Origin of the sequence: Peptoniphilus hominis (ex Hitch et al. 2025) (assembly GCF_040096015.1) — a bacterium.
GTDB lineage: Bacteria > Bacillota > Clostridia > Tissierellales > Peptoniphilaceae > Peptoniphilus_A > Peptoniphilus_A hominis.
The window spans coordinates 23835-37636 of the sequence record NZ_JBBMFO010000009.1 but is presented as its reverse complement, the minus strand read 5'-3'; the positions used below and the strand labels follow the sequence as shown (position 1 = coordinate 37636).

The window sequence follows — 13802 nt, the reverse complement described above, 5'->3', positions numbered from 1 at the left end:
CTATCTCTTTTTAATCGTTTTAATCTATTTATTTTTATATTTAAATTGTTTTTATTCTTTCATTCACCTCTTCTATCCCTTCTATAATAAAATATCCTAGCACTGGTAAACCATAAGGACTAAAAAGATATGCTAGTATAATTGCCTCTATAGCAAGTGCTTTTTCTCCATGATAAACAGATCCCAAAAATCCCATAATAGCGATAAATGAAATCAGTTTAAAAAATATTGTACTAAGTCCTAATACAAACGTTAAAAATAGAGTGATGATACTTAACGCTATACTAATAGGAAACAATATGATTTTGAAAAAAACTCTAAATATTATCATATTATCTTCAATCCTTATTACTTATGTTTTCTTTTCTTTTTTGTTAATTTAATAAAAAAGATGACAGACTTAATCCTAAATCGTCTTGTTTAAAAGTTTTGTGGAAGCTTTAAACTTTGATTTTAATGGATTTATTGTATCTGTCATCATTATATCACTGTCCCCGCAACCGCTCCTACCACACAGAAGAATGCATTCCCCTTTTTTGATTTTCAAATTTATATCTTTTAATGAGTAATCAGATCCTCCCTTATACTTAAAACTTAATTCTCTAATTTCAATCATAAGTCCCACCCTGATACTTTCATAAATATTACTATTGATAAAATTAAAATCATAAGAATTAGAACACCAATATCATTTTTTCTAAACTTAATTAGGTGTCTACTTGTTTTGTTAACAGGAGCATCGAGTCCCCTTATAATGGCTGATTGAGAGAGCTCATCCCCAATTTCTATCACACTTACGAACAATGGCACAAAAAAATATTCCATAATTAATGTTGGTCTTCTTGTTAAATTGATTAAGTTAAAATTAATTCCTCGAGTTTTCATCGCCATATTTATATGACTCCATTCGTCTTTAATAGTAGGCAAACATCTAAATATTACAGAAATCATTATGAGCGAGTCTTTTGAAAGTTTTAATTTTTGTAAAGTTGCCACTGCACTGGAAACAGATGTTGAATTTAAAATCCATTTACCCACGATAATACATGGCAGAAATTTTCTTCCAATTGCCAAGATAAATAAAATTAAATTCAAAAGAAAATTCATACTAAAATAGGCTAAAGATTTTTCCAATACTACACTTATTACAAAAAATAAAATATACCTTATAGTGGATTTTTTATAACCATCGCTAATAATAATGACAAGGAAAAATAATGTAATAAGGCTTTGATAGATCCAATCAAACCCTAAAAAAATTAAAATATTCGCACCTATAAGTAAGATAAGTTTTGTTCTGAGGTCATATTTTGACCCCAGAACAAACTTTGAATTTTCCATTATAAAACTCCTGCGGATTCCAACTTTTTATTTAGTATTTTCTTTGTAAAATAAGAACCAATCAAAGAGAATATAAATGTTCCTATAATCATAACTGGTAACATCCATATTGGTGTCCATGCCCTTACTGTGTTACAAAAGCTTTGATCTAAGCCACCTTTTATTACACTTTCAAAAAATGCTTCTCTCATAACCCAAATTGGTAAAAATCCTCCAAATAAGTTTAGAGAAAAAAACATATGACTAATTGTATTTTTCTTAAAGTCTGTATAATTCCCACCTTTTGCTATGAACATAGCAATTATTCCGGCAGGCACTGCCACTAATGGTGCAATTGGAATATGTCCAGTTGCAACTAATAAAATACTTGGTAAGATAGCTGCGATTACAATAGCAGTGGCTGACTTTGTCTTTGCAAGAAGCATATGATAGGTTGGTGCAGCAAGTAGTGCTACAAGCATAGGCATTAGTAAAAACAAAACAGGGACAGGCATAGATATTACCCCAATAACTGCATATGTTACAAAGTAAAGTGCAATTAAAACACCAGCTGTAACTGCATTTTTTGATGATTTCTTTTGTGTTTTCATAAGTTTCCTCCTTTAAAATTGATTGTTACTGTACAATCTTCCATTCTTTAGACTTTTCTTGATAATTCCATAAGTCTTTATATAGTCCTTCATTTTTTATAAGTTCTTCATGCTTCCCAACTTCCTCTACCTTTCCTTTGTTTAAAACAACAATTTTATCAGCTCCCATTACGCTCCTTAATTTATGAGCTACAACCACAACTGTTTTATTTTTAATTAAATTTGATATTGCTTCCTGTATAATAAGTTCATTTTCAGGATCAAGTGAAGATGTTGCTTCATCAAGTAGTATTATTGGTGCATTTTTTAATATTGCTCTCGCTATTGATATTCTTTGTTTCTCACCTCCAGACAGAGTCGCTCCTCCTTGTCCAATCATAGTGTCAAATCCATCATCTTTTTTGACTATAAAGTCATAAGCTCCTGCCATTTTTGCAGCATTCATGATTTCATCTTTACTTGCATCTTCATTTCCAAATTTTATATTGTTATAAATTGTGTCTTTAAAAAGATACACATCCTGAAAAACAACAGAAAATTTATCCATTAATTTATCAGGGTCGGCTGTTAGCAAATCTACTCCACCAATTTTAATTATCCCTTCATTAGGATCATAAAATCTGGAAATTAATTTAATTAGTGTAGATTTTCCAGAGCCAGAGTAACCAACAAAAGCAGTTAATTCATTTTCATTAATGTCTAATGAAACATTATCGATAACCTTAGATTCCTTGTAAGAAAATGAAACATCGTGGATTTCAATTTTGTTGCTTTCGTTTACATCGGAATTTCCTGACATAGGTTTAGCGTTAAGTAAGTTAATGATTCTCTCTCCTGAAACTGATGCCATTTGTAGACCTGTATAATTTACAAGTGCAAGCTCCAAGGGATCAAAAATCCTTGTGCCTACAAATAAGAACATTAAAAATGTATCAATTTCCAAAGATCCATTTATAAATAAATAGGAACCAACTAAACTCATCAAAGGAAGTCCTATTCTTAAAATCATACTTGCTATAGTAGTTAATGAACCAACCCCTTTCTCACTCTTAATATTTGCATTTCTTGAGTTATCTATATCTTCTTCAAGCTTTGTTAATGTATCATCTAAGCTGTTATAAGCTTTTAGAGTCTTAATAGAATCCAAATATTCGTTTATATCTTCTTCCTCTTTTATCCTCATTTTCTTTGTTTTCAAATAAATTTTTTTCTGAAAGTTTTGCATGAGTGTAAGAAGTAGAACAGAAATCGGCAATCCAATAAGTGTTGCTATTCCCATTTTTACATTAATTATCAAAAATAATATCGAGCAAAGAACCGCTACACATATGCCACTGAAAAATTGAGGTAATTGATGCGTTACTGCCGTTTCAACTTTGAAAAAATCATTCATTAATGTATCTAAGATCTCTGCTGAACTTTTTCCTGAAATATAACCTATCGGCAGTTTTCTTATGTGGTCTGCAAGCTCTATTCTTCCATCTGCACTTGTCTTGTATCCAAGTTCATAGGTATATTTTGTGGCTAAATTTTCCAATAAGAATGTTATTAAGAAAAATACTGCCATTATCCCAAAATACTTCCATAAAAAGCTCGTATCTATACTATCTGCACCTCTATTTAAAAATAGTGTTTCTACAATTTTCGCCAAAGCAATAAATGGTATAAGGTTGGAAATAGATGCCAAAACATTTAATATAATTGATTTTCTTATATTATTCATTTTTCCTAAAGTAATATTTCTTATCATTCATTCTCACTCCCTTCTATATCCATTTGCCAAATATTTGTCTTCTTATAAATATCAAATAGTCTCTTATATATTCCATCTGCAAGGATTAAATCTTCATGCTTGCCTCTTTCTGCAATTTTTCCATCAGATATTACTAAGATTTGATTTGCATATTCTATTGTATTTAACCTATGAGCAATCATGATAACCGTCTTATCTTTAACCAATTCAGACAAAGCTTCCTGCATAAGATATTCATTTTCAGAGTCTGCAAAACTTGTTGCCTCGTCTAATACTAATATTGGTGCGTCCTTTAAAATTGCTCTTGCTACTGCAATACGTTGTTTCTCTCCGCCGGATAAATAAGTCTCTTTACCCAAAACAGTGTCATACCCATCAGGAAGTTTTTCAATAAAATCATGACATCTTGCTTTTTTACATGCTTTTATGACATCTTCTTTTGTAGAACCTGTCTTTGCCATAGCAATATTATTGAAGACTGTATCTGTAATAAGATCACTGTCTTGAAAAACAAATGCTATCTTGTCCATTAAGGCGTTTATCGGAATATTTTTTATATTAACTCCACCAATTTTAATAGAGCCTTCTGAAGGATCATAAAATCTGGGTATTAACGTTCCAACGGTAGATTTACCTGCTCCCGAATAGCCAACTAATGCTGTAACTTCTCCTTGTTTGGCGCAGAAGCTTATATTCTTTAAAACCTCTTCATCTCCATAAGAAAAGCTTACATTCTCGAATTCAAGATCATGACCTTTTATCTCTTCCTCGCTATTTTCAATTGCCAATTCTTTTTGATCTATAATTTCGTAGATTCTCAAAACAACTTCATTTAGTAAATTCATTCCTTCTGCAAAATCTCTAAGTTTTAATGCAGGTACGCTAATGGCAGGTGCAAGAATCAAATAGAAAATAAATACTGTAGCAAAATCCAAGTTATTATTTCGTGACATTAAAAGTATTCCTACTGGAACTATGAATGTAGCAACAGATAAAATAAACATTCTAAATGAAACAAATCCCGGTCTTATCATTGATGTCATCGAACTTGTAAAGTCTCTATATTCTCCTACTGACTTTGAAAAAGTTTTAAATGATTTTGCTCCTGTTCCAAATATTTTCACTTCCGGCATACCTTTAACGTATTCAGTAGTTGCTGAATTAATTTGATCCAAAATCGCAAAGTTCTTCTCAAGTCCACCCGACTTTATAATCTTTGCCATGATTGCAATCTGAATTCCTAAACCAACAAATATAATTAACAAAGTCGTAAGACCTAATATTAAATTTATCTTTAACATAACAATTATCATTGCTAAAATTAGTGCTAAAGTTGAAATTAGATTTGGTAATTGATGAGAAAAATAACCCTCAATTTGATTCATGTCCGATCCTAATACTTGCCTTATTTTTGACTTGTTGTCTCCGGTAAAAAATCCTAAAGGAAGATTCCCAATATGAAATAATATCTTCTTTTTTAAGTTAGCTATTAAAACATAAGAAAACTTATGGCATAAAATACTGCCAATGTAAGTTAAGCAATATGACAATACCACTGCTGCAAGTCCATAGATACAGAACTGTATTTTACTTTGTTCTAATTTTCCATATAAAAATAGAGATTTTATGACTTTGTATATCACCAAAATTGGACAAATACTTAATAGCATCCCAAGACTAACAAATAATATTCCTCCTACAAGTTGTCCTTTTTTTATTTCACTGTAGGAAATAATATCTTTGATAGATTTCTTCTTTTTCATCTAAAACATACCTCCTTACCGAACGAGTTCGTTCATTTGCCTTAAAACTAATACAAGGAAAACACCATTGATGTTTCCCTTGTAAAATACTTATATTTTATTTTTCTCTACTGAGGTCTTTGAAATAGTTCGCTTATTATTCCAAAGGCTTCACTTGAATTTGTTTTGTTTTCTCCCTTAATAATATAGTCATTATATATTGTTCCAACAGCTCCGTATAAAATAAAAGCTGCAAAACTTCTCACATTTTCTCTGTTTATTCCCATATTATTTTCTATTTTTTTATTTTCAATTCCTTCAATTATAAACTCTGAATAGACATCTATAAATTTTCCAATGTAATGAATTAATTCCCATAGCCTGTAAGAGTTATCTGTAATTGAATTCTCTTTCGAAAAATTATATCTTGTTGTAAATTGACCGATATCTTTTACTATAAGTTCTCTTACAATTTTTATTCTTTCTTCGTAATCCATTTCCTTATTTTGAAGTATATCCAACTTATTTTTTAGTTTTTCTTCAAAATATGTTTCCATACACGCCAAAAAAATATCTTCTTTTGATTTGAAGTAATAATAAAACATTCCAGGTGCACCGTTAACTTCTGCGAGAATATCTCGCACAGAAACTTTTTCATACCCATACTTTTCAAAAAGTCTGGACGCTATATTTATAAGCTCCTGTTTTCTTTCTTCTGGATCTTTTACATTTCTCTTTGCCAAAACCTCACCACCTATTGACCGACACTCGTTCTATTAATATAGAATATCATTTTCTTATACTTTTGTCAATAGTGCCCTGAAATTATATTCTGAGTATGGTATAATTGATTTAATATAAATAACACGCTTAACGCTTATAACTTTAATAGCAAGCACAGTAAGTGAGTACCCACTTACGAAAAATTGATGAAGCAGAACCTTTATGGACTGCTTCTTTTTTTATCAATTTTACCTTGTTAGGGAGAACCCTAAGACCCCAATAATTTATTATAAGGAGATATACTATGGATAATAGAAAAAGAAATAATCAACTAAAAATATATTTAACAGATGAAGAAAAGGAGGTTTTTGAAAAGAAAATGAAACTTACAAACTGCAAAACTATGTCCCACTTTCTTAGGAAATGTGTATTAGAAAAAGAGATTTATGTTGTAGATTTAGAACCATTTAGAAACCTACAATGGCTACTTTCGAATGCAACAAATAACATAAACCAGATTGCAAAACGAGTAAATTCGACAGGTGTAATCTACAAAGAGGACATCAGTGATATAAGAAAAGAGATTGAACATTTCTCAAAAGAGCTGTGGCAAATTCATTCACTACTTCTGAAAAGAACATCTGAAACGGGAGGTGAATAATAATGGCTATTACAAAAATACACCCAATAAAATCGACTCTTAATCTTGCTATCGACTACATTGTAAATGGAGATAAAACAGATGAGCAGCTTTTAGTAAGCACTCATAAATGCCACGAATCAACTGCTCACACTCAGTTTTTAAGGACACGAAATGACGCAGGAACAAAAGGAACCGTTCTTGCAAGACATCTCATTCAATCATTTTTACCGGGAGAAACAAGTCCTGAATTGGCTCACCAGATTGGTATGGAGCTGTGTAAAAAGATACTCAAAGATGAGTACGAATTTGTCTTATCTACTCACGTAGATAAGGGGCATATCCACAATCACATCATCTTCAATAATGTAAATATGGTAACAGGTAGGTGCTACCAGTCTAACAAGAAAAGCTACCACCAAATCCGTTATCAGAGTGATAAACTCTGCAAAGAAAATAGCCTATCTGTCATTGACGAGTTTTACGAAAGCTATAAGAAAAAATATAAGATTAACGGTAAATCTTGGTATGAAAACGAACAGGCAAAGCATGGCACTTCTTGGAAAAGTAAACTTCAATTTGACATTGATAGAATAATAAAACAGTCAAAGGACTGGGACGAATTTTTAAAGAAGATGGCTGATCTTGGCTATGAAATCAAATACGGTAAGCACATTGCTTTTAAGCCAAAAGATAAGCAGAGATTTACAAGGTCTAAGACGATTGGCGAAGATTATACCGAAGAAAGATTAAAAGAGCGTATTACAGAAAGGAGTGCTATTAAGGATCCTGCTGTCAAAAAACGAATAGGAAATGTCATCAATATGAATACCAATGCCAAAGTGAAAGAGAGCAAAGGCTACGAATATTGGGCAACCAAACATAACCTTCATACAATGGCTGAGTCTGTTATTTATATCAGAGAACATGGCATTAAATCCGTTAAACAGCTTGACGAGTATATTCAAAAAACAGCCGATGAAAGGCAAAATATACAAGAGAAAATCAAGGCTATTGATAAGGAAATGCAGAAGCTTTCCACTACTATGGAGCAAGTTCATACCGTTAAAAAATACAGAGCGTGCTACAAGGAATATACTGCTAATCCGTCTGACAAGGCATTTTTTGAAGAGTACAAATCTCAGATTACCCTATATGAAAATGCTCTCTCAGAGCTTAAAAAATCCTATTCCAAGCTCCCAAATTCAAAGGATATTTTAGCTGAGCTTGATAAATTACAAGAAAAAAAGAACACCCTTATGCAAGAGTATTCTTCCTCAAAATCCACTATGGACGAGCTTTATCAAATACGAAAGAACTATGGAATTTATATGGATAAGGAGATGGAGAGATAATCTTTATCTCCTATTTTTTATTTAAAAAATTCTAAAGATAAAGATTAATCTCAAAACCTTTTGTCCAGTCGCTTCTTACTTCAACATCTATTTTTAAAGCATCCGCTAACTGTTTTACAAGATATAATCCCATTCCTGTTGATTTCTTCCTTGTATTCCCGGAATCTCCAGTAAATCCTTTTTCAAATAAATGAGGCAAGTCGCAAGCCTTAACTCCACATCCATTATCTCTAATAACAATAACATTCTTTTCATCACATTTTTTCATTGAAATATTTAGTTCAGGATTTTCTGTGCTATATTTTGCTGCATTAGAAATGAGTTGAGAAATGATGAATTCAAAGCTACGACGATCTGTATAAGATATTCCGTGAATGCAATTTAGTTCAACTTTAAAATTCTTTTCTTCCAATAAGGGTTTAAAGCTCTCTAAAACATCGCATATACTTTCTTGTAGATCAACATCTTCAAAGAGGAAATCTTTTTTATCACTTTTTATTCTGTGATAAAACAAAATTTGAGATACATTGCTTTGAATTTGATTTCTTACATAATCTAATTTAAAAGCAACATCTTTAGGTAAGTTCTCATTTTGATTATCCAGAACAAGAGAAAGAAGAGAAAGAGGCAATTTAATTTCATGAGCCCACATCTCAACATATTCTTCATATTCTGATAATAAAGATTTTCCCCTTTCTATATCCATCTGTTTTTCATAAAAAGCAGATGCCATTTCCTTAATACATTCTTTTTCCGATTCACTGCATAGTCGCAACAATTCAAGTTCAGTGTTTTTTTCAGGATAAGATAAAAATACCTTATACCCATTTATCTTTTTTATTTCTTTTCCTACAAGTACAGTTGATAAGATTGAAAATAATACTATCGTGGTTAAAATCAAAAGGACTGAAAGCGCCTGAAATATTCTTATATCTGAAAGCCAAAGCAAGATTACAGTGAACATATCAAACCCTAAAAGAATAAATAACCAAGGTAAATATGCGTCCAAATATTTTAATTTATTCTTCATTGTTCACCACCCTTTCCAATTTATATCCTATCCCCCTTACAGACTTAACTTGAAAAGCAATGCCCACTTCTTTCATCACTTTTTTTAATCTTGTAATATTTACTTGCAAAGCATTTTCGTCAATAAATTCAGTGGTATTCCAGAGCTTCATGCTAAGATCTTCTTTTGTTACCACATTGTCGTCCGTTGTCAACAGAGCTTCTAATAGCTTTCCTTGATTTTGAGGAAGCAGGATAGAATTCCCATCAATATAAAGTGTGTATGTATTTCTATCCAGCAAAAAATTATCTTTTTCGAGTAGATTATTTCTTCCTTCATAGCGTTTTAATAGATTTTCTATGCGTGCCAAAAGCCTTTCTTTTCTGAAAGGCTTTGTCAAATATTCGTCTGCTCCTAACTTTAAAGCGTAAATTTCATCTTTTAACTGCTCACGGGAAGTAAGGACTAATATGGGTATAGAGCTTTTAGTTTTTAAGTTTTTACAAATTTGAAATCCAGTTTCTCCCGGTAAATTTAAATCTAATATAATTAAATCTGTTTCATATCTCTGCACCTGTTTAGTGGTTTCTTTAAAATCAGTTATTTTACCAACTTGATATCCAGCTTTTTCTAACAGAATTACAATCTCATCTCTAATCAACGGCTCATCTTCAATTACTAAAATGTGCTTCATATCAGTCCCTCCTTTCCATAGTTTTTATGATTTTATTCTTCTCTTTTGGGTTCCATTAAAGACAGCAAATATTTATTGCTATTTCTCTTTACAACTCCCATATATATAACCTCAAATATACCTAACAAAAGTATCATGAAAATCGCTATAATAAATACTTGTGATATATTTGCCTTTACACTTGATGGCAAGATACCCGTAAACAGCGAGCGAACTCCAAAGAAACTGTTTATAAGTGCAATGACTATTGGTAAGCCGAAATACCAGTTGATTTGTTTCCCCGATGATTTGCAAAGTGTTTCATAAGTAGCACCAAGATGAATCAAAGTTTGGTATCGTCTATGTGATTTTCTTTGTCCCATCAAGAACTGTACACCAATTATAGTATTCGCAACCACAAGGAAAATAACTGCAAGATAAATGGTGATATAACTTGCTGATATAACAAAGAATAGCTGTCTGCCCATATTTTGTATATAGCTTTCATATTCAATGGAAGCCTTGTCCAGTTTTTCGTTTGTAGCAGAAATAGCCTGCATCAATCCTTTTTCTTCAACAATATTCGGAGCTAAAATTCCACTGACATAATTTGAGTGTGTACCGTCTGTGTATTCTGCAAAAACATCGTCTGAAACCACCATTGCTACTGCAATTGTAATCTCACGATCAGTTACGATTGGTAAAGACTGCACATCTTCGGTGATTTTAAAAGTTTTCCCCATAATTTTTATGTGCGGATTTGCCTGAACAACAGCATTCATTAAATCCGAATCAATTAAAAATTCTTGCCCCATGTATAAAGCAGCTTCATTATCTTTTAATTCAATGGGTTTTAATTTTGCAGCCTTTCTTAATTCATTATATCCGGAAAGGGAAATCAACTCACAATCATCATATTGCTCCAAGTTATGAATCAAAATCTCTTTGTTTTTGCTATCTTTCAAGTTTTTTAGGATATTTACAATATTCTCAAATGATACTTCCCCATCCGCTTTTGGATTTCCTATCTTAATTTCAATTATTTTTTCAAATTGAGATTCCAGACCTGCATCTTTAAGTTTTTTTACTACTTTATTCACATCAATATTTTCATCTGCAGCAAGATCATTATCCTTAAATGTATAATCCAAAATATGTGCTTGATTATTTGAACTATTGCTTGAAATTGCAACACCTGCTCCAAACAAACATAACGCAGAAAAAATCAAAAGAGAACAAATTGCAAGTACAGTGGAACGCTGGATGACTAATTCCTGAATCTGCCTAAAATTATAAGCACGAAGTTTGCGTTTACCTCCTAAGCTTACCAAAGCACCTATAAATAAGCGTATTCCAAAGAATAGTAAAATCGTACCCAAAGTACCGAGCAAAACTGTGATTCCCATATTTCTTGTGCTGTCCCACGCTTCACCACTTATTCCATAATGATACGCTTTGACAAGAAACATAATACCTATAATAGAACCAACTAAATAAATTCCTTTTGGCAGCATTCTTTTAACTCCAGAAGGGGAATATAAAAGAAGCCCTCCAATTTCCTTGTTTGCTATTCTTGTACTTAAAATTATAAAAGCAATAAATTTTACAATCATAAATCCGACAATAGTAAACAATATTGCCATAAATGACAGCGAGAATCTATGACCAATAATGCCAAGTCCAACTATTTTTGCTGTTACAAGACTGATTAGTTCCGAAATCATTATTGCAATAGGAAGCCCGATTCCAAGAGCGATTATATTGTTTCTAAAGTCCTCAAGCATGAGCATAGAAAATAGATGTTGTCTACGCATTCCTAATGTGAGATAAACACCAAATTCATGCTTTCTTCTTTCCATCTGCATGCTACTTGCAAAATATACTAAAAAGAACAGTATTATCAGAGTTGATATATAAAAAATCGGAATGATTGTAAAAAGTCTGCTTACCGCATCACTCTCCATTTTCTGCAAAAAAATCATAACATCCTGATGTGATAACGAAAGAATGATGTAAAAAGCAATAATTGATATAATCATTGAGCCGAAATATAATCCGTTGTTTTTTCTATCTCTCTTACTATTTCTTGCAACCAATTTAGAAAACATTAAGATCACCTCCGGAAAGTGTTGACATGACCTTCAATATTCTTTGGTAAAAATCTTCTTGAGTTTCTCTTGGATAATCTCGTCTTATTTCGTGGAATAGCTTTCCGTCCTGAATAAATAAAATCCTGTTACAGAAACTTGCTGCTACTGAATCATGAGTAACCATAAGAATTGTTGTTTCCTCTATTTCATTCATAGCTGATAACTTTTGCATTAGAATATTTGCATTTTTTGAATCCAATGCACCTGTCGGTTCGTCTGCAAAGACAATCTTAGGATCTAAAATCAAAGCCCTTGCAGCAGCCACCCTCTGTCTTTGACCACCTGACATCTGCGTGGGAAATTTGTTAAGAAGTTCAGAAATATCAAAATATCCTGCAAGCAATTCCAATCTTCTTTTACTTTCTTTTTCATCCACATTATGCAAAGATAGCGGCAGTAATATATTTTCTTTTGCCGTCAGATTATCTAAAAGTTCAAAGTTTTGAAATAGATAGCCAATCATTTTACCTCTATAATCAGCTAAGCTGTTTCCTTTCAATTTACTTAAATCCTGATTTTGCATTTGAATTAAACCATCAGTCGGTTTGATTATGGTCGCAAGGCAATTAAGCAGTGTAGTTTTTCCTGAACCACTGCTACCCATAATCCCCAAGAATTCACCTTTCATAACCTGAAAGGATATACCATTTAGTGCCTTTGTTATGTTAGGATCTTTTCCATAATATTTTTTTAATGATTCTACTTTTAAAATTATTTCCATAGATAACACCTCCATAATTTGTTAATCTAATTTTAGTCTGTGGCGAACTAAAATAACACTTACGGATGATGTAAGAAATCTTCATAGAAATATATGCTATTGCTCATCGTCAGTAATAGATCTGCTTACTGAGATTAGCTCTCCAAAATCGGTATTGAGAGCAACACAAATTCTATAAAGAATTTCCATACTAACAAATTCTCCTTTACCCATTTTTGCTATGGTTGCAGGGGCAATACCAAGCTTTTCCTTTAAGTTTTTTTTATTCATGTTCTTGTCTATCAATAGCTTCCATAACCCATTATAGTTCACTTTCATTTTTGCACCCTTTATATTCATATTATTGAATTTATACTTCATGTATTATAACATAATTCCTCAACTAAAAAAAGAGCCGGTGCAGTCCTAAGACCACACCGACCATAAATTTATCTCTCAGCTTCTTTTGATGTTTCTTTCTTTTCTTTAGGCTTTTCCTTATCTTCAGCCTGATATTTTTTAATGGCTCCAAGCACAGACTCTTTCTTTTCATCTCGACCTTTCATCTGTTCTTTTGCCTTTAAGAGCTTTGAAGAAAGTATCCTGATGTTAGTATGTTCCTTGCCGTTATCGTCAACGGAAGTTCTGATCTGTCCAAAGAGTTTTACAAAATCTCCCTGCTTAAAGTCTTTTGGAATATCACCCTTTTCTCCGTATGCGGAGCAATTATGATATACCTTATTCCCCTCATCATCTTTAGATGCCACAGAGAAATTTACTACCTGAAAGGCTTCGCCGTTCTTATTTTCCCTTTCAACTACATCGATCTTTCCTACAACATTTCCAACGATATTGACAAGATTATCTTTCTCCTCTTGAACATAAGGAAGATCTTTAATCTGCCCCTGTTCTCTTAAATCTTCAATCATGTAATCAAATTCCTCATGCAGTAAATTAACGGTGTCATTGTCCATATAAGCCTCATAGAGCTTATCCAAAGCACTTTCATCGTTGATACCTTTTTCCATGCTGATAACCGCCTTAACAAAGTCCTTGTGATTATCATTTACCATATCTTCTATCTGATTTCTAATTGTTTTGTAATCCATGTTTTTTCTCCTTTCAT

General features: G+C 32.0%; 15 protein-coding genes. 2 read left to right on the top strand and 13 right to left on the bottom strand.

Annotated features, from left to right (window positions below; genetic code table 11):
• Positions 1-40 precede the first annotated feature (40 nt).
• The 7 genes from WMO19_RS04275 to WMO19_RS04245 form a co-directional block, all read right to left on the bottom strand.
• Complete coding sequence (locus WMO19_RS04275; RefSeq protein WP_004829699.1) at positions 41-331, bottom strand: CD1845 family protein; 291 nt, start codon at positions 329-331, stop codon at positions 41-43.
• A gap of 75 nt (positions 332-406) precedes the next feature.
• Positions 407-616 (bottom strand): hypothetical protein, encoded by a 210-nt coding sequence (locus WMO19_RS04270; RefSeq protein WP_349170319.1) that lies wholly within the window; start codon positions 614-616, stop codon positions 407-409.
• Positions 613-1341: an energy-coupling factor transporter transmembrane component T gene (locus WMO19_RS04265; RefSeq protein ID WP_002836981.1), complete on the bottom strand. Its 729-nt coding sequence runs from the start codon at positions 1339-1341 to the stop codon at positions 613-615. The genes WMO19_RS04270 and WMO19_RS04265 overlap by 4 nt, the downstream gene beginning before the upstream one ends.
• Positions 1341-1931 carry an MptD family putative ECF transporter S component gene (locus tag WMO19_RS04260; protein WP_002840863.1) on the bottom strand — a complete coding sequence of 197 codons (591 nt, stop codon included), beginning with the start codon at positions 1929-1931 and terminating at the stop codon, positions 1341-1343. Before WMO19_RS04260 ends, WMO19_RS04265 begins: the two co-directional genes overlap by 1 nt.
• A 25-nt stretch (positions 1932-1956) precedes the next feature.
• On the bottom strand, positions 1957-3681 hold the full coding sequence (locus WMO19_RS04255) for an ABC transporter ATP-binding protein (RefSeq protein ID WP_349170316.1): 1725 nt from the start codon (positions 3679-3681) through the stop codon (positions 1957-1959).
• A complete protein-coding gene (locus WMO19_RS04250; protein ID WP_349170315.1) occupies positions 3678-5447 on the bottom strand; it encodes an ABC transporter ATP-binding protein in 1770 nt (589 codons plus the stop codon). Before WMO19_RS04250 ends, WMO19_RS04255 begins: the two co-directional genes overlap by 4 nt.
• Positions 5448-5554: 107 nt before the next feature.
• Positions 5555-6169 (bottom strand): TetR/AcrR family transcriptional regulator, encoded by a 615-nt coding sequence (locus WMO19_RS04245; RefSeq protein ID WP_019125083.1) that lies wholly within the window; start codon positions 6167-6169, stop codon positions 5555-5557.
• A 284-nt stretch (positions 6170-6453) separates the two neighbouring features.
• Between WMO19_RS04245 and WMO19_RS04240 the strand changes: the two genes are divergently transcribed.
• Together WMO19_RS04240 and WMO19_RS04235 are read left to right on the top strand one after the other, a co-directional pair.
• Positions 6454-6810: a plasmid mobilization protein gene (locus WMO19_RS04240; protein ID WP_349170313.1), complete on the top strand. Its 357-nt coding sequence runs from the start codon at positions 6454-6456 to the stop codon at positions 6808-6810.
• A gap of 2 nt (positions 6811-6812) precedes the next feature.
• On the top strand, positions 6813-8144 hold the full coding sequence (locus tag WMO19_RS04235) for a relaxase/mobilization nuclease domain-containing protein (RefSeq protein ID WP_349170312.1): 1332 nt from the start codon (positions 6813-6815) through the stop codon (positions 8142-8144).
• A gap of 31 nt (positions 8145-8175) precedes the next feature.
• Here WMO19_RS04235 and WMO19_RS04230 read toward each other — a convergent pair whose 3' ends face one another.
• The 6 genes from WMO19_RS04230 to WMO19_RS04205 all read right to left on the bottom strand — a co-directional run bounded on the left by WMO19_RS04230 (position 8176) and on the right by WMO19_RS04205 (position 13785).
• Positions 8176-9174 carry a sensor histidine kinase gene (locus WMO19_RS04230; RefSeq protein ID WP_349170311.1) on the bottom strand — a complete coding sequence of 333 codons (999 nt, stop codon included), beginning with the start codon at positions 9172-9174 and terminating at the stop codon, positions 8176-8178.
• Positions 9164-9847, bottom strand: a complete 684-nt coding sequence (locus WMO19_RS04225; protein WP_028078671.1) for a response regulator transcription factor — start codon at positions 9845-9847, stop codon at positions 9164-9166. Before WMO19_RS04225 ends, WMO19_RS04230 begins: the two co-directional genes overlap by 11 nt.
• A gap of 32 nt (positions 9848-9879) precedes the next feature.
• On the bottom strand, positions 9880-11934 hold the full coding sequence (locus WMO19_RS04220; RefSeq protein WP_028078672.1) for an FtsX-like permease family protein: 2055 nt from the start codon (positions 11932-11934) through the stop codon (positions 9880-9882).
• A complete protein-coding gene (locus WMO19_RS04215) occupies positions 11924-12697 on the bottom strand; it encodes an ABC transporter ATP-binding protein (RefSeq protein WP_028078673.1) in 774 nt (257 codons plus the stop codon). The genes WMO19_RS04220 and WMO19_RS04215 overlap by 11 nt, the downstream gene beginning before the upstream one ends.
• Before the next feature lie 96 nt (positions 12698-12793).
• Positions 12794-13036: a helix-turn-helix domain-containing protein gene (locus tag WMO19_RS04210; protein WP_435891047.1), complete on the bottom strand. Its 243-nt coding sequence runs from the start codon at positions 13034-13036 to the stop codon at positions 12794-12796.
• A gap of 89 nt (positions 13037-13125) precedes the next feature.
• Positions 13126-13785, bottom strand: a complete 660-nt coding sequence (locus WMO19_RS04205) for a single-stranded DNA-binding protein (RefSeq protein ID WP_028078675.1) — start codon at positions 13783-13785, stop codon at positions 13126-13128.
• Between the last annotated feature and the right edge of the window lie 17 nt (positions 13786-13802).

Coding starts and splice junctions, on each gene's coding strand:
- WMO19_RS04275 (WP_004829699.1), bottom strand. CDS start 331: ATGATAATATTTAGAGTTTTTTTCAAAATCATATTGTTTCCTATTAGT.
- WMO19_RS04225 (WP_028078671.1), bottom strand. CDS start 9,847: ATGAAGCACATTTTAGTAATTGAAGATGAGCCGTTGATTAGAGATGAG.
- WMO19_RS04215 (WP_028078673.1), bottom strand. CDS start 12,697: ATGGAAATAATTTTAAAAGTAGAATCATTAAAAAAATATTATGGAAAA.
- WMO19_RS04230 (WP_349170311.1), bottom strand. CDS start 9,174: ATGAAGAATAAATTAAAATATTTGGACGCATATTTACCTTGGTTATTT.
- WMO19_RS04235 (WP_349170312.1), top strand. CDS start 6,813: ATGGCTATTACAAAAATACACCCAATAAAATCGACTCTTAATCTTGCT.
- WMO19_RS04240 (WP_349170313.1), top strand. CDS start 6,454: ATGGATAATAGAAAAAGAAATAATCAACTAAAAATATATTTAACAGAT.
- WMO19_RS04210 (WP_435891047.1), bottom strand. CDS start 13,036: ATGAATATAAAGGGTGCAAAAATGAAAGTGAACTATAATGGGTTATGG.
- WMO19_RS04250 (WP_349170315.1), bottom strand. CDS start 5,447: ATGAAAAAGAAGAAATCTATCAAAGATATTATTTCCTACAGTGAAATA.
- WMO19_RS04270 (WP_349170319.1), bottom strand. CDS start 616: ATGATTGAAATTAGAGAATTAAGTTTTAAGTATAAGGGAGGATCTGAT.
- WMO19_RS04220 (WP_028078672.1), bottom strand. CDS start 11,934: ATGTTTTCTAAATTGGTTGCAAGAAATAGTAAGAGAGATAGAAAAAAC.
- WMO19_RS04205 (WP_028078675.1), bottom strand. CDS start 13,785: ATGGATTACAAAACAATTAGAAATCAGATAGAAGATATGGTAAATGAT.
- WMO19_RS04265 (WP_002836981.1), bottom strand. CDS start 1,341: ATGGAAAATTCAAAGTTTGTTCTGGGGTCAAAATATGACCTCAGAACA.
- WMO19_RS04255 (WP_349170316.1), bottom strand. CDS start 3,681: ATGATAAGAAATATTACTTTAGGAAAAATGAATAATATAAGAAAATCA.
- WMO19_RS04260 (WP_002840863.1), bottom strand. CDS start 1,931: ATGAAAACACAAAAGAAATCATCAAAAAATGCAGTTACAGCTGGTGTT.